The sequence below is a fragment of the Herbaspirillum huttiense genome, assembly GCF_004367745.1.
GTDB classification, from domain to species: Bacteria; Pseudomonadota; Gammaproteobacteria; order Burkholderiales; family Burkholderiaceae_D; genus Herbaspirillum; species Herbaspirillum huttiense.
In genome coordinates, this window is sequence record NZ_CP037993.1 from 3,640,504 (window position 1) to 3,655,668 (window position 15,165).

Annotated in this window: 10 protein-coding genes; 4 read left to right on the forward strand and 6 right to left on the reverse strand. The window is 64.0% G+C overall.

The window, feature by feature from the left end; translation table 11 throughout:
- Window positions 1-57 precede the first annotated feature (57 nt).
- From E2K99_RS16360 to E2K99_RS16375, 4 genes are all read right to left on the reverse strand, one after another.
- Window positions 58-4,407 (reverse strand): S8 family serine peptidase, encoded by a 4,350-nt coding sequence (locus E2K99_RS16360; protein WP_134222898.1) that lies wholly within the window; start codon window positions 4,405-4,407, stop codon window positions 58-60.
- Between the two features lie 402 nt (window positions 4,408-4,809).
- Window positions 4,810-6,288, reverse strand: coding sequence for an efflux transporter outer membrane subunit (locus E2K99_RS16365; RefSeq protein ID WP_134222899.1), 1,479 nt, complete (start codon window positions 6,286-6,288; stop codon window positions 4,810-4,812).
- The gene (locus E2K99_RS16370; protein ID WP_034331405.1) at window positions 6,288-7,856 is read right to left on the reverse strand and encodes an MDR family MFS transporter; all 1,569 of its coding nucleotides are present in this window, start codon (window positions 7,854-7,856) and stop codon (window positions 6,288-6,290) included. The genes E2K99_RS16365 and E2K99_RS16370 overlap by 1 nt, the downstream gene beginning before the upstream one ends.
- Complete coding sequence (locus E2K99_RS16375; RefSeq protein WP_134222900.1) at window positions 7,853-9,058, reverse strand: HlyD family secretion protein; 1,206 nt, start codon at window positions 9,056-9,058, stop codon at window positions 7,853-7,855. The genes E2K99_RS16370 and E2K99_RS16375 overlap by 4 nt, the downstream gene beginning before the upstream one ends.
- Before the next feature lie 191 nt (window positions 9,059-9,249).
- On the opposite strand from E2K99_RS16375, the gene E2K99_RS16380 reads away from it, so the two are divergent.
- Entirely contained in the window at window positions 9,250-9,774 is a 525-nt protein-coding gene (locus tag E2K99_RS16380; RefSeq protein WP_134222901.1) for a MarR family winged helix-turn-helix transcriptional regulator, read from the forward strand.
- 94 nt (window positions 9,775-9,868) lie between these two features.
- Here E2K99_RS16380 and pip read toward each other — a convergent pair whose 3' ends face one another.
- Together pip and E2K99_RS16390 are read right to left on the reverse strand one after the other, a co-directional pair.
- Window positions 9,869-10,837 (reverse strand): prolyl aminopeptidase, encoded by a 969-nt coding sequence (gene pip, locus E2K99_RS16385; protein WP_134222902.1) that lies wholly within the window; start codon window positions 10,835-10,837, stop codon window positions 9,869-9,871.
- A 67-nt stretch (window positions 10,838-10,904) separates the two neighbouring features.
- Window positions 10,905-11,366 (reverse strand): Lrp/AsnC family transcriptional regulator, encoded by a 462-nt coding sequence (locus tag E2K99_RS16390; protein WP_017454720.1) that lies wholly within the window; start codon window positions 11,364-11,366, stop codon window positions 10,905-10,907.
- A 198-nt stretch (window positions 11,367-11,564) separates the two neighbouring features.
- Here E2K99_RS16390 and E2K99_RS16395 point away from each other — a divergent pair, with 198 nt between their 5' ends.
- The 3 genes from E2K99_RS16395 (at window position 11,565) to E2K99_RS16405 (ending at window position 14,816) form a co-directional block, all read left to right on the forward strand.
- Window positions 11,565-12,632 (forward strand): 1-aminocyclopropane-1-carboxylate deaminase, encoded by a 1,068-nt coding sequence (locus E2K99_RS16395; RefSeq protein WP_008330525.1) that lies wholly within the window; start codon window positions 11,565-11,567, stop codon window positions 12,630-12,632.
- Window positions 12,633-12,864: 232 nt separating this feature from the next.
- Window positions 12,865-13,491 (forward strand): OmpW/AlkL family protein, encoded by a 627-nt coding sequence (locus tag E2K99_RS16400; protein ID WP_134222903.1) that lies wholly within the window; start codon window positions 12,865-12,867, stop codon window positions 13,489-13,491.
- A 254-nt stretch (window positions 13,492-13,745) separates the two neighbouring features.
- A complete protein-coding gene (locus tag E2K99_RS16405) occupies window positions 13,746-14,816 on the forward strand; it encodes a fatty acid desaturase (RefSeq protein WP_134224132.1) in 1,071 nt (356 codons plus the stop codon).
- Window positions 14,817-15,165 lie beyond the last annotated feature (349 nt).

Below are 15,165 nucleotides of genomic sequence, written 5' to 3' on the forward strand. Positions count from 1 at the left end.
CTACAGGAGCGGCCGCGTTGTTTCTTCTTTCAGCTTTTCAGCAGGTCAGTGCATCGCTCAGAAGCGCCAGCTGGCTTTGATCGCCGCCGACTGGTTGATGAAACCGCTGCGGCCTTCGGCATCGAAGCGCAGCAAGATGTCGGCCGCTTCCACCAGCTTGAAGCGATAGCTCACACCCGCCTTCAACAACCACGGCGAGCGAGCGGGTCCGGGCGTGGTGAAGGACTGGCCAGGCGCACCGGCATAGGTGGCCACCAGGTCATCGCGATCGTTGATGACGTCATAGCTGGCACCGAGGTAGGTACTGATCTGCGAACCTGGCGTCAGCGCGTAATTCAAACGCGCCGCCGTGCCGAGCAACAGGGCCTGGCTGCGCTTGCCCTGCACCGACAGGTTCAGGTCCCCTGCCCCGTTCTCGGCGTAGGACGGGCCTTGCAGGCGTGTGTAGTCGAGCTGCAGGGCCGGTACCAGGCTCATTGCTTCACTCAGCGGCAGCGTGAACGATACATTCGTGCCCAAATGCGCATGCCAGCTCTGGAAGCGGCTGCTGGCGATGCGGTTGAGGCCACCGAACTGCATCTGGCGGTCCAGGCGGTTGCCATTGCGGCCCAGGTCGGCTTGCCAGCCGAGCGACATCTCTCCCAACGGGAAGCTGCCGTAGAGGGCCACCATGTTGGACTCGATGCGGCTGCGACTGCCAGTGCCGGTGATGGCGGTATTGCCGCTGGCACTGGTGCTGGCATAGGCGTAGGACAGGCCGGCGCGTGCGCTGTCGAACTCCATCTCGGCACCGGCGGCCAGGCCCGAAGTGCTGGCGCTGAAGCCGGACTCGCCGCCACGGTCGCCCTGGTTGGTGCGCGACTCGAAGGGCATGATCCACACCTGGCGGTCGCCGCCTGCCTCGCCTGAGGACAAGCCGCTGCCTGCAGCGGCGCTGCCCATGTTGCCGCTCTCGGTGCGAGTGGCGATGACGCGGTTCAGGGAAGCCATGGTGCCACGGATGGCACTGGCGCTGACGTCCCGGGGCAAGGTCTGGCTGACCGCGCGCAGCAGGCTTTCCGCATCGGGCATGCGGCCCAGGGCAGTGACCACCTGGGCCATGTCCGCCGTGGAGGGCTGGCGGATCTGGCGGTCCAGTACCGGGGCGACCCGTGCAGCGGCCGTGGCGGCGGCGATGAGCGTGGCCGAAGGGCGCACTGTGGGGGCGGGCGCTGGAGCCGGTGATGCTGCAGCAGGGGTTGCGGATGCTGCTGCCGGTGCTGCCGATGCTGCAGCCGGTGCCGCCGGTGCCGCCGGTGCCGCTGGTGCTGCTGGTGCTGCTGGTGCTGCTGGTGCTGCTGGTGCTGCCGGTACTGGTTTATTTGCGGCCGGACCAGTTGGAGCTTGCGTGGTGGACGCTTGGGTGGTCGTAGCCTGTACAGCTGGAGCCGGTGCAGTGGATGCTTGAGTACTCGTTGCCTGTACAGCTGGCGCAGGTGGAGTGGACGCCTGAGTACTCGTGGCCTGTACAGCTGGTGCAGGTGAAGTGGATGCCTGAGTACTCGTGGCCTGTACAGCTGGTGCAGGTGAAGTGGATGCCTGAGTACTCGTGGCCTGTACAGCTGATGCAGGTGGAGTGGACGCCTGAGTGCTCGTGGCCTGTACAGCTGGCGCTGGCGTAGTGGATGCCGGTGTGCCAGTTGGCTGTACAGCAGGCGCTGGCGTAGTGGATGCCGGTGTGCCAGTTGGCTGTACAGCAGGCGCTGGCGTAGTGGATGCCGGTGTGCCAGTTGGCTGTACAGCAGGCGCTGGCGTAGTGGATGCCGGTGTGCCAGTTGCCTGTACGGCTGGCGCAGGTGTACTGGACGCCTGCGTGCTGGTCGCCTGTACGGTTGAAGCCGGTGTACTGGACGCATCCGTGTTCGTTGGCTGTACGGGCGGAGCAGGTGTAGCGGCCGGCTGCGTGCCCGTTGCTTGTATGGCAGGGGTCGGTGTCCCCCCCGCATCCGGCGTCAGCACCGCCTGGGCGACCTGCTGAATGCTGGTCGCGTCGACGATGTTCAGGTCAAGCGCAGTAGCGGACACCACAGGCTTGAAGTCGAACAGCAGGGAATTGTCCGTGACATTCAGGCGCGGTGCCGTGAGGCTGCCGGCCGTGACCACGCCGGCCAGTGTCTGGCCGCTTCCGAGACTGGCGGTCTTGTAGACATCCACGGCCAGGTGCGCGTCGGGCGCAAAGCTGGCCGCCCCGGTGACGGCCAGCTTGCCGTATTGGCTGGCACTGGCCACGCCCACGGTCAGGGTCTGGTCCGCCGTCAGGCTGAAGGCCGGTACGCTCAATGTGCCGGCGGCGATGGTGGTGTTGCCGCTGTAGCTGAGCGGACCGAGCACGTGCAATGTCCCTTCCCCCTGCTTGACCAGGCTGCCCCTGCTGCGGCCATCGGCGATGCCGGCATTGAGCGTCAGCGTGAACGCCTGGGTATCGAAGCGCCCTTCGCCACTGACGCTGACCACATTGCCCAAGGCCAGTTGGTCGGCCGCCGCACGCAAGGTGGTGCCATCGGACATGGCCAGCGGGCCGGTACCCAGCGCGGTGGAAGACGCCACGCCGAGCGTGCCGCCTTCCAGCCGGGTGCCCCCCGAATAGCTGTTGTTGCCCGACAAGGTGAGGCTGCCCTCCCCTGTCTTGATCAGGCTGCCGACGTAATCGGCAGCGGTCTTTTTGCGGGCGGCGTCGAGATAGGTGCCCTGGGCGTGATAGTCGCCCAGCGCCACCGTGGCCGGATCTGCGGCGATCAGCCTGGCCATCAACTCCTCCTTGCTCAGGGTGGGACCGCTGCCGGACTGCTTGAGCAGGGCCGCTGCCAGCGGATTGGCGGCGACTGCCTTGTCGGCTTGCTGGAAGGCAGTGTTGTCCTCTTTCTTCTTGCTGGCCTGGAAGGTGGCATTGCGCTGCGCGCGTGTCTGCACCAGTGTCATGGCCTGGCCATAGCCGCTCTCCACATTCGATGCGATCTGGACCGCCGCGCTGGCAGCGGCCGCCTGCAGGGCATCCGGCGAGGCAGACTCACGGGCTGCCAGCTGGGCACGGTCATCGCTCTTGCGCTGGATCAGCGCGGCTTCGGAGATGTCGTTGCTCCAGGTGTCGCTGCGGCCGGCGGCGATGTTGGCGTTGAACACGCCCAGCAGTTGCCCCGGACCATTCAAGGCCTTGTTGAGGTCCGGCACGCCCCAGCCGAACATGGCATTGGGCACGTCCGCCGGACCGCTGCCCAGATGCTTGGCGGTAGTCAGCAGGATGGTGCGGATGGCCTGATTGTCGAGGTCGGGATAGCGCTCCATGAGCAGCCCCAGTGCGCCGGTCACGTGCGGGGCGGCCATGGAGGTGCCGGAAGCATTGACCATGTCGGTGTCGGAATTGATGTTCAGACTGGTGATGGCCGAGCCGGGGGCGGACACGCACCAGTACCTGGCCAGTCCACACTGGTTGGAGAAGCTGGGCAGCACCGAGCTGGCGTTGATGGCGGCCACCGCGATCCAGTTCTGCTCCAGTTCCGGCCGGAAGTAAGGCAGTGCCGAGCGGATATTGACGTTGGCCTTGGCGGTATTGCCGGCCGCCCAGACCATCAGCGTGTTGGATTCTTTGGCCACATCGGCGGCGGCGTCCAGCCAGCTTTTCTTGTTACCGCCTTGCAGGCGCTCGTAAGCTGCGGCCACGCCGCCGATGCTGCCGAAGTCATCGCGCGAATCCGCGCTGCCCCAGCTACTGTTGATGGCCCGCACACCGGCATTGGCGAGGTTGCCGTAGGCTGCCTTGAAGTAGTTGTAATCCACGTTCACGCCATAGACCGAACTGTCGGTGCCGTTGGTATTGGTGATGTGGTAGTCGCTGGCGAAGGCCACCCCCATGATCCCCGCGCCGTTCTTGGCCGCGGCGATGGTGCCGGAGACGTGGCTGCCGTGCTTGTCGTTGAGCTTGCTCAGTGCCCCGGTGGTGCTGAAGGCGTCCCCTGCTTTCCAGGCCTGGCTGCCGTCCTGATATTGCGAACCGTCATTGGCGTAGGTGCCGGTGACGGCCAAGGCCTTGACGTTGCGGGTGACGAACTCGGCGTGGGACAGCAATAGCCCGGAATCGACCGCGCCCAGCTTGATGCCCAGGCCCGAGAAACCGGCCGCGTAGGCGTACTGGGCATTCATGGCCCCCAGCCCCCAATCGGTCTGGAATTCCTTGTTGCCGGTCCAGCTGGCCAAGGCGGCGGCAGCGTCGGTGGTGGTACTGCCATCGTAGTTGACGAAACTCTGGGCGCCAGCGGGCAGGCTCAGGGCCGGGCTCAGGGTCAGCAGTACGGCGGTGCAGAGACGGTGTAGGCGCAAGCCGGCGGGCGGCGTGGTGCAGGCGGACTTGTCCTGCTTCTTTTTGTGTTTCATCTTCCCTTCCTCGGTCGATCTTTTGGAATTGGCCGGGTCATCGGGAAGGCAAACCCGTCCCCCGTCCTTCTTGTCGTCGCCCCTTGGTGCCGGTTCGGACCGGCTTTTGTAGGGGCGCATTGTCGGGGGACAAGGTCTTTCTGGACATTGTCTTTTGGTGCTGTTCAGGGCGGAGGGAGGTGAAGCGTCGTACCTCAGGTGAGGGGGCGACCGAAGGAAGGATGACGCGCGAAACCCGTCTGCGGGTCACTGCCAAAAGGAAGAAGCATCAGTGCCGTCCATGCAAAGGCACCGAGCAAAAGAGCGGATAAGAAAATCGCCGCAGGCATTGCAGCCTGCGGCGATGTGAAGAAAACGGAGGTGGCTGATACGGGGCTCATCACCCGTATCGGCTGCCGCATGTCAGAGCGCTTCCTCCGACCACCCCAGCCCCAGCGCCTTCTGAATTCCCACAAAACTGCGCGTCAGATTGGCCTCGGCCTGCAACAGATTCTGCTGCGCGGTGATCTGCTGCCGCGTGGTGTCGAGCACTTCGATCAGCGTCCCGGTACCTGCCTGATAACGCTGCCGCGCCAACACCAGCGCACGGTCGGCGGAGACCTTGGAACGCGCGATGGTGGCCACGCTCACCCGGCCATAGCGGAAGCGCGAGAGCGCGTCCTCGGCATCGCGCAGGGCTTCCAGCACGGACTGCCGATACTTCATCTCGGCCTCGTCGCGCACCCGCTCGGCTTGCGTGACACGCGCCTTGGCGCGGCCAAAGTCGAGGAAATTCCAGCTCAGCATGGGTGCGCCCAGCGCCGCAAAATCATCCAGGCGCGTCAGGTCCGAAGGATGCGTTCCACCCAGCCCGATCACGCCAAACAGCTTCAGGCTCGGATAGCGCGCCGCTTCAGCCTGGCCGATCTTGGCCGTATCGGCGGCCAGCGTGCGTTCAGCAGCGCGGACATCAGGACGACGACGCAGCAGCGAGACCGGATCACCCACCGCCACCTGCTGCGGCGGCAGCGGCACGGGGGCTGTGGCCGCCAGTTCGCTGTCCAGCGTGCCCGGCTCCTGTCCCAGCAGCGTGGCCAGTTGGTTGAGGTAGGCATCGCGCTCGGCCTGCAGCGGGACCAGGTCGGCACGGCTGGCATCAAGCTGGTTCTGCACGCGCAGCTGATCCAGCGAAGAGGCAGTACCGCGTTCGACACGCTGCCCGGTCAGCTGCAGCATCTGCTCCTGCGCCTGCACCGCTTCCTGGCCCAGCGACAGACGCAGCTGGCGGTCGCGCAGGCTGATGTAGGCATTGGCCACTTCAGCGGCCAGGCTCACCTGCACATCGGCCAGCGAGGCCTGCGCCGCATCGGCCGTGGCCGTGGCCGCTTCCACCGCTCGGCGGCGGGCACCAAAAAGATCGATCTCCCAGCTCGCATCAAAACCCACGCTGTAGAGATTGGCGCTGGTCGGCGAGCCATTGCCGGAGCTGGAGCCGCCGGTCAGCGCGCCCAGGTTGGCCGGCGGCAGGCGCGCATGTCCGGCCAGGGCCGAGGCACCGACGCTGGGGGCGGCATTGGCCTGTTCCAGCGCCAGCCCCGCACGCGATTGCTGCAGGCGGGCACGCGCCACGCCCAGATTTGGATTGGCTTGCAGGGCGCGCTCGATGAGGCTGTTCAATTCGCTGTCGCCCAGGCCTTGCCACCACTGGTTGCTCGGCGCGGCGCTATTGGCGCTGTCGCCGCCGCGGACAAATTGCTGGCTGTGTGCCGCTTGCGGGGCGGCTTCGGGCGGGCCGGCGTAGTCCGGTCCGAGGGCGGAACAGCCGGCCAGCAGCGCAGCGGCCGCCAGCGCGATCAGGCGCACGGCCGGGAAGGAAGAAGAAGTCTTGTCCATGTTGATCATCAATGAGAAGCCACCGGCGCGGCATTGGTCGGCAAGGGGCGCAGGAACAGCACCAGCGGAGTCACGCAGAGGATGGCCACGCCCAGCATCCAGAACAGGTCGGCATAGGTCATGGTCAGCGCCTGCGCCTGGATGGTCGCGCCCATGAGCTGGATCGCCACATCCTGCCCGCCCAGCAGATGGGCTTGCGCGGCGATGCCGGACTGCACCAGGTCGGAATTGGCGTTGAGGCTTTCTTCCAGCCGGCGGCTGTGCAGCCACAGCCGCTGGTCCTGGATCACGGCAATGGCTGCCAGCGCCAGCGAGCCACCCAGGTTGCGCGCGGCACTGTAGAGGCCGGATGCATCCCCGGCCTGCGACGGCGGCACCGAGCGGATCGCCGCCTGGTTCAGGAACAGCATCGCCAGCACCGTGCCCACCCCGCGCATCAGCTGCGAGGCCACGAAGGAGCCGCCATAGGACAGCGGGCTCAGGTCGGTCTCGATGAAGGCCGAGGTGGCCAGCAGCAGGAAGCCGGTGCCCACGGCAATGCGGATATCCACCAGCCGCATCAGCAAGGGCGTGAAAGGCATCATGAGGATCATCGGCACGCCCGAGAGCAGCACGATCCAGCCCGATTGCAGCGAGTTGTAGCCGGCAATGCCGGAGAGGAATTGCGGGATCACGTAGGCCGTGCCATAGAGCGCCACGCCGACGATCATGGCCATCATCACCACCGAGCCGAACTGGCGGTCGCGCAAGAGCCGCAGCTGGATCACCGGATGGCGCGCGCGCACCTGTCCGATGGCCAGCAGGATGAAGCCGAGCACGGAGGTAGCCGCCAGCCAGCGGATATCCGGCGAGGAAAACCACTGCTCGCGCTCGCCCTCTTCCAGCACCACCGTCAGCCCACCCAGCCCCAGTGCCAGCCCGGCAATGCCGAACCAGTCGGCCTCGGCCAGCTGCTCGAACTTGGGCCGTTCATAGGGAATGGCCACCAGCAGCAAGGTGATGAGGGCCGCACCCACTGGCAGGTTGATGAAGAAGGCGTAGTGCCAGCTGACGTTCTCGGTCAACCAGCCCCCCATCACCGGCCCCAGTACCGGACCGAGAATGGCGGTCGCACCGAACAGGGCATTGCCGACCGGCTGCTGCGAACGCGGCAGGCGCGTGGCGATGATGGTCATGGCGGTGGGAATGAGCGCGCCACCGGTGAAACCCTGTCCGACCCGGCCCACGATCATCATCGGCAGCGTGGTCGAGAGGCCGCACAGCACCGAGAACAAGGTGAAGAGACTGGCCGCCGTCAGCAGCAGCACGCGCAATCCCAGCAGCCGTTCCAGCCAGGCCGACATGGGGATGATGACGATCTCGGCCACCAGGTAGGCGGTGGCGATCCAGGTGCCTTCAGTGCCTGAAGCTCCGATTTCACCCTGGATGGTGGGCAGCGAGGAATTGACGATGGAGATGTCCAGTGTCGCCATCAGCGCACCCAGCGTACCGGCAGCGACCGCCAGCCAGGCGGCGGCATCGGCTTTCTCCGGCTGGGCGCCCTGCCCGATGGGCTGGGCGGGGGCCGCGCCGCTCACTGCGACTCCTTGCGGGTGGCGTTGGTCTCGCTGTTGCGTTCGCGCAGTTCACGCAATTCAGCCTTGGCCGCGATGGTGTTGACTTCCACCGTCACCGACAGGCCGGCCACGAAAGCACGGGTTTCTTCCGGCGTAGCATCGATGGCCACGCGCACGGGCACGCGCTGGACGATCTTGGTGAAGTTGCCGGTGGCATTCTGCGGCGGCAGCAGCGAGAACTGCGCGCCGGTACCCGGCGAGAGGCTTTCCACATGGCCGTGGAATTCCACGCCCGGCAAGGCATCGACCTTGATGATGGCAGGCTGGCCGATGCGCATGATGCCGATCTGGGTTTCCTTGAAATTGGCCGAGACGTAGAAGCGGGTCGGCACCACGGTCATCATGCGCGTACCGGGCGAGACGAACTGGCCGACGCGGACCTGCTTGTCACCGATGCGGCCATCGACGGCGGCGCGGATCTCGGTATAGCCGAGGTTGACGCTGGCAGCATCGTATTGCGCCTTGGCCGTCTCGCCCTGGGCCTGCGCCTGGCGCACCTGGGCCTGCAGCGAGCGCACCCGCAGCTGCGCCGCATCCAGCGCGGCACGACGGGCGGCGACAGTACTGCGGGCCTGGGCCTGCTGGTTGCGCAGGGTGGTCAGGCGTTCACGCGTTTCGGCACCGGAAGCCGCCAAGGGCGTGTAGCGCTCCACTTCGGCGCTGGCGAAGCGCGCATCTTCCTCGGCTGAGGCCAGTTGCGCCTTGGCCTGCGCAATGGCGGCCTGCTGCTCGGCCAATTGGGCATGGGCAGCTTCCTCGCTGGCGCTGGCGGCGTCGATCTGGGCCTTGGCCTGGGCGGCTTGCGCCGAATAATCGCGCGCATCAATGCGTACCAGCGGCTGGCCGGCCTTGACGATCTGGTTGTCCGCCACCAGCACCTGGTCGACATAGCCGGTCACCTTGGAGGACACCGTCACGCTGTCGGCCTGGACGAAGGCATCGTTGGTGCTCTCCAGATATTTGCCGCGGAACTGGTAGTACAGCACCCAGGCCGCCACGATCACCAGCACCAGCAAGCCCAGCGCACGCAGGATGAAACGGGCGCGCGGACTCATGCGTTTCTTGGGAGCGCTGTTCTTGTTGCTGCCGTTGGTGGAGGCATCCGGCCGGGAGGAGCTGGCTTCTGTATTGCTCGGTGTGTTGCTGGGTGTGGCGTCGGTCATCTTTTTTATCCTAATATCTGGGCGCGAAGGGCTGCTAACTGAATCAATACACTGGGCAACACTGTATTGATACGGAGCAATACACTTCACGCGCCAGCACCAATACAGTGGCAATACGGGGTCAATACAGCTTTCCCCAACCGAACGGGGAAATTAATGAGGTACCATATGATATGGTATCTGGAAAAATCATGTCTACAGGCTTTACAAACGATGACAGCAGCAGTGCCGCCGAGGCGCTGCGCGACTTCTACATCCGCTCGCACCGCACGCTGGACAAGCTCATGGCCGGCGAAGGAGCCTCATTGGCGCGCAACAAGATGCTCGGCCACATCGAACGCAACAGCCCGGTGCGCGCGGCCGACCTGGCCACGGCCTTTGGCTTCGCGCCGCGCACCATCACCGAGGCCATCGATGCACTGGAGCGCGACGGACTGGTCCAGCGCAATGGCGATACCACTGACCGCCGGGTCAAATACATCGCTTTGACAGCGTCGGGCAAGGAAGTGCTGCGAGCCTCGGAGCCGGTGAAAAAAACCTTCATCGACGGACTGTTCGCCGCCTTGAGCGAAGAGGAAATCGCGGCGCTGACCACTGTATTGGGCAAGCTCAACCATCGGCTGGCTGAATTGGAAGAGGTGTATTCCTCGAACGCCTCTGTGCCAGCCGCAGCAGCGGATGAGCTACCCGCCAAACGTAGCCGCAAGAAAGGCTGAACCGACCGAACAGGCATAAAAAAAACGCTTCCGCAAAGGGGAGCGTCAGACAGACGGTGCGGCCAGATCGCTGGCCGCGTTCACGGTCATGGCGTCACAGATCGGCGAAGCGATCGGTGGCCGCGATCAGCTGATCAAGGATGCCGGGTTCGTTGTAGGCGTGACCGGCGCTGTCGATCAGGTGCAATTGCGAACCGGGCCAGGCCTGGTGCAGGTCCCACGCCGACTTGGCCGGGGTGGCCAGGTCGTAGCGGCCCTGCACGATGACGCCGGGAATGCCTTCCAGGCGCGAGGCATTGGCCAGCAACTGTCCCTCCTCCATGAATCCCTTGTTGAAGAAGTAGTGGTTCTCGATGCGCGCAAAGGCCAGCGCGAATTGCGCATCGTTGAAAGAATCGATCAGGCGTTCATCGGCCACCAGCGTGATGGTGCTGGCTTCCCAGCGACTCCAGGCACGCGCGGCCTGCAGCTTGGCGGCTTCGTCGTCGCCGGTGAGGCGCTTGCGGTAAGCATGCACCAGGTTGCCGCGCTCGGCGGCCGGGATCGGGGCCAGGAATTCGTCCCAGCGATCCGGCACCATCCACGAAGCGCCCTCCTGGTAGTACCAATCCAGCTCGGCCTGGCGCAGCAGGAAGATGCCGCGCAGGACCAGTTCGGTCACGCGCTGCGGATGGGTCTGCGCGTAGGCCAGCGCCAGCGTGCTGCCCCAAGAGCCTCCGAAGACCTGCCAGCGCGCGATGCCCAGCAGTTCGCGCAGGCGTTCGATGTCGGCCACCAGATCCCAGGTGGTGTTGGCGTCGAGGTTGGCATGCGGCAGCGAGCGGCCACAGCCGCGCTGGTCGAACAGGACGATGCGGTATTTCTCCGGGTTGAAGAGACGGCGGTGCGAAGGACCGCAACCGCCACCGGGGCCACCGTGCAGGAATACCACCGGCTTGCCCTTGGGGTTGCCGCAGACTTCCCAGTAGACCTGGTGACCATCACCGACGTCGAGCAGGCCGTGGTCATGCGGTTCGATGGGAGGATAGAGGCCGCGCAGGGTGGCAGGAGCAGAAGTGGTCATCAGCAGATCCTTGAGGGTGAAGACAAAAGATGCAGTATAGGGTGTGCATGAAAGGAACGCAGAGTCCTCATTCCACCACGAGTTCCGGATTGTTCTTCACTTCGTTGAGCACGAAGAATGAACGCAACTGCCGCACGCCCGGCAGCCGCAGCAGCGTATTGGCGTGCAGGCGGTTGAAGGCCTGCAGGTCCTTCACGCGCAGCTTGATCCAGTAGTCGAATTCCCCGGCCAGCAGCAGGCACTCCTGCACGGCGGCGATCTCGCGCACCGCTTTCTCGAACTCGGCAAAGCTTTCGGGAGTGGAACGGTCCAGCACCACGCCCACCGTCACCAGCACCGGCAGGCCCAGCTTCTCGGGGTCGAGGATGGCGCGCACTTCCTTCACATAGCCCTCATCCATCAGCCGTTTGGTGTGGTTCCAGCAGGCGGTGGCGCTCATGCCCAGCTTCTTGGCCAGCTCGGCATTGCCGATGCGGCCGTCCTTCTGCAGCGCCTTGAGGATGCGCTTGTCCATGCGGTCCAGTGACATGATGAATCTTTCTCTAAAATCTTGTTTATCGCAATTTTCTTTGCATAAAATAATTTACATCGCTTTTTCATCACGAATCATGCCATAAATTCGGAAGCACCATTTTAATCCTCCGGCGTAAAGTTGATCCCGGCGATTCACCATGAATCGAACCAGATTCGGACCCCTTTCGACCATCCAACTGAACCGGAGCACTCCATGCTGGCACTCGACAAACTCTTCCCTCGCAAGACCCTGGGCTTCTTCCCCTCCCCCATCCACAAGCTGGAACGCTTGTCCGCCATGCTGGGCGTGGAAGTGTGGGCCAAGCGCGATGACGTCTCCTCGGGCCTGGCCTTCGGCGGCAACAAGATCCGCAAGCTGGAATGGCTGGTGGCCGATGCCCTGGCCAAGGGCTGCGACACCCTGGTCTCGATCGGCAACATCCAGTCCAACCACACGCGCCAGGTCTGCGCGGCCGCTGCCGCCGTGGGCATGAAGTCCTATACCGTGCAGGAAACCTGGCTGGAATGGGATGATCCGGTCTACGACAAGGTCGGCAACATCCTGCTGACCCGCATCATGGGCGGCAACCCGATCATGGGCGGCTATGGCTACTCCACCACCGAGAAAGACACCTGGGCCCGTGCCCTGGAAGAAGTGCGCGCCAAGGGCGGCAAGCCCTATGCGATTCCGGCCGGCGCGTCGGACCACCCGCTGGGCGGCCTGGGCTATGCCAACTTCGCCGACGAAGTGGCGATGCAGGAACAGCAGCTGGGCATCTTCTTCGACAACATCGTGGTGGCGACCTGTACCGGTTCCACCCAGGCCGGCATGGTGGTCGGTTTCGCCGCCCAGGAGAAGCGCCGCCGCGTGATCGGCATCGACACCGCCGACGATGAAGCCATGACCCGCCGCGCCGTCACCAAGATCGCCAACGACACCAGCGAACTGATCGCCGCCAAGGGTGGCAAGCGCGTGGTGGTGCGCGATGCCGACATCGAGATCATCCCCGACTACAGCGGCCCGGCCTACGGCCTGCCGAGCGAGCAGACCATCGCCGCCATCCGCACCGCCGCCGAAATGGAAGCCATGCTGACCGATCCGGTGTATGAAGGAAAATCCATCGATGGCTTGATCGACATGGCCAAGAAGGGCCATTTCAAGGGCCAGCGCGTGCTGTATGCCCACCTCGGCGGTGCCCCGGCACTGAACGCTTATTACAAGGCCTTCGAAGATCCGGAAAACCTGACCAAGCTGGCCCGCGAAGCGCGTTACAAGGAGTAAGCGGAATCCACGCGCACAGGCGGATATCCTGATAGCGATCCGGATATCCGCCACGCTGCACACCAAGCCCCAGCCTGTTCAAGCAGGCCGGGGCTTGTGTCGTTTTTGCGTGGCAAGTTCCCGCCGGCGAGGGCATTTTTGCCCGATGTATCCACGCGCTTGATCGGCATCAAAGCCTGCAGAAAGCTTCACGCGTACCTTTCGGACATCCTCACTCGACAGGTAAAACACCGTGAAAAAAATCGTCACCATCACCGCCGCCGTTGCCGCCCTGGCTTCCTCCTTCGCCGCTGCTCCCGTGTTCGCGCAAGAAGCGCAAAGCCCGTGGCTGGTGCGCGTGCGCGCCGTTGATCTGAGCCCGGAAAACAAGTCCGACCAGGTCAACGGCGCCGGCGCCTCGGACCGCATCACCATCAACGAGAAGGTGATTCCGGAACTCGACATCAGCTACTTCTTCACCCCGAACATCGCCGCCGAACTGGTGCTGACCTATCCGCAAAAGCAGGACGTGCGTCTGGACGGCACCAAGATCGGTACCTTCAAGCACCTGCCGCCAACCCTGCTGCTGCAATACCACTTCATGCCTGAAGCAGTCTTCAGCCCCTACGTCGGTGCCGGTATCAACTACACCCGCATCTCCGGCGTGGATCTGGCCAACGGCCTGCAACTGGACAGCAACAGCGTCGGCGGCGCCCTGCAGATCGGTGCCGACTACAAGATCAACAAGAACTGGCTGATCAACTTCGATATCAAGAAGGTGCAGATCTCCAGCGACGTCAAGACTGCTTCCGGCACCAAGATTTCCAGCGTCAAGATCGACCCGTGGCTGATCGGCGTTGGCGTGGGCTACCGTTTCTAAGGTATTCTTGCCGCACCCAAACGGCGCGATCCGTCATCGATGATGACCGGTCGCGTTGTTTTTTGGGATCCGCGCTAACGTCCCCGCCACCGGTTTCCCGGCCGCCATTTCTTGCAACGCCATCCGCCCTTGCAGCGTTAGCTGGAGCAGTCTCTGCGGCATGCTCCGCCCGTCCACCGTTTGATAGTAGGAAGAGGTTAATTACGATGTCGACGACTTCGCACCCCAATACCCCGGTCGCGCCCGGCGCGCCGATGCCCCATCGCAAGATCATCCGCTCCTGGGTGATCCCCATCAGCCAGCGCAGCACGGCCATCGCCCTGGCACTGTCGGTACTGGATTTCTGCCTGTTCGGTGCCAGCCTGGCGGCCATCGTCTGGGCCCCGTGGCTGCTGGCCAAGATCGCGCTGGGCGTGGTCAATGGCTTCATCATCGGCCGCCTGTTCATCCTCGGCCACGATGCCTGCCACCAGGCTTTCACGCCCAGCCGCAAGCTCAATACCTGGCTCGGCCGCCTGTTGTTCATGCCCTCGCTCACGCCCTATAGCCTGTGGGCAGTCGGTCACAATGTGGTGCACCATGGCTATACCAACCTGAAGGGTTTTGATTTCGTCTGGCAGCCGCGCTCGCTGGAAGAATTCCGCGCCCTGCCGCGCTGGCGTCAGCGCCTGGAGCGCATCTACCGCAGCGGCTTCGGTCCCGGCCTGTACTACATGATCGACATGTGGTGGAAGCGCATGTACTTCCCCTCGAAGAAACAGATGCCGACCCGCCGCGCCGAATTCATGTGGGATGGCGTACTGGTGACCGCCGTCGCCGTCGTCTGGATCGCCGGCCTGGCCTGGGCCGCGCAGGCGACTGAACAATCCTTCTGGACCCTGCTGGTGACCGGCTTTGCGATTCCGCTGCTGTTCTGGAAGGCCATGATCGGCTTCGTGGTGTATGTGCACCATACGCATACCTCGGTGGCCTGGTATGAAGACAAGATCACCTGGGCTGCTGCACAACCCTTCGTTTCCACCACCGTGCACCTGACCTTCGGCCGCTACTGGGGTTCGCTGCTGCATCACATCATGGAACACACCGCGCACCACGTGGACATGAGCGTGCCGCTGTATCGTCTCAAGCAAGCCCAGAAGAAACTGGAAACCATGCTGCCCGGCCGCATCGTGATCCAGCGCTTCTCCTGGCGCTGGTACTTCGACACGGCGCGCCGCTGCAAGCTGTATGACTTCAAGCGCCTGTGCTGGACCGACTATCGTGGCCGCCCGACCAGCACTCCGCTGCCGTTGCCGGACATGAGCAAACCTACGGCAGAAGCCTGAACAGAAGCCAAGGCAGCCCCATTCAGGAAGCCACGAAGGCTCTGAAGTTTCAACAACAAGACGGTCGCATGGAAGGGCATTCGCGGGTCCCCGGTAACCCCGCGATACCGCCCACTTTCCCCCATCAAGGCCGCTTCTCTTCCACGTACTGTCAGCCGTCGTCATTGGCCGTCAGTTCTGATGTTTTTAGGTGAAATCCGCCATCACACGGTAAGCCTGCCCGCCCTTTCGGGCGCCTACTTGGACCAAGTTTGATCTGGGACAAGAAATGCCGTCTGATTCGGGAATACTGTGCTGCCTATCACGTTCCGCGCACTTAAAATCGAGTCATTCGATTGCCACAAGTCCG

Coding starts and splice junctions, on each gene's coding strand:
- E2K99_RS16405 (WP_134224132.1), top strand. CDS start 13,746: ATGCCCCATCGCAAGATCATCCGCTCCTGGGTGATCCCCATCAGCCAG.
- E2K99_RS16395 (WP_008330525.1), top strand. CDS start 11,565: ATGCTGGCACTCGACAAACTCTTCCCTCGCAAGACCCTGGGCTTCTTC.
- E2K99_RS16380 (WP_134222901.1), top strand. CDS start 9,250: ATGTCTACAGGCTTTACAAACGATGACAGCAGCAGTGCCGCCGAGGCG.
- E2K99_RS16360 (WP_134222898.1), bottom strand. CDS start 4,407: ATGAAACACAAAAAGAAGCAGGACAAGTCCGCCTGCACCACGCCGCCC.
- E2K99_RS16390 (WP_017454720.1), bottom strand. CDS start 11,366: ATGTCACTGGACCGCATGGACAAGCGCATCCTCAAGGCGCTGCAGAAG.
- E2K99_RS16375 (WP_134222900.1), bottom strand. CDS start 9,058: ATGACCGACGCCACACCCAGCAACACACCGAGCAATACAGAAGCCAGC.
- E2K99_RS16365 (WP_134222899.1), bottom strand. CDS start 6,288: ATGATCAACATGGACAAGACTTCTTCTTCCTTCCCGGCCGTGCGCCTG.
- pip (WP_134222902.1), bottom strand. CDS start 10,837: ATGACCACTTCTGCTCCTGCCACCCTGCGCGGCCTCTATCCTCCCATC.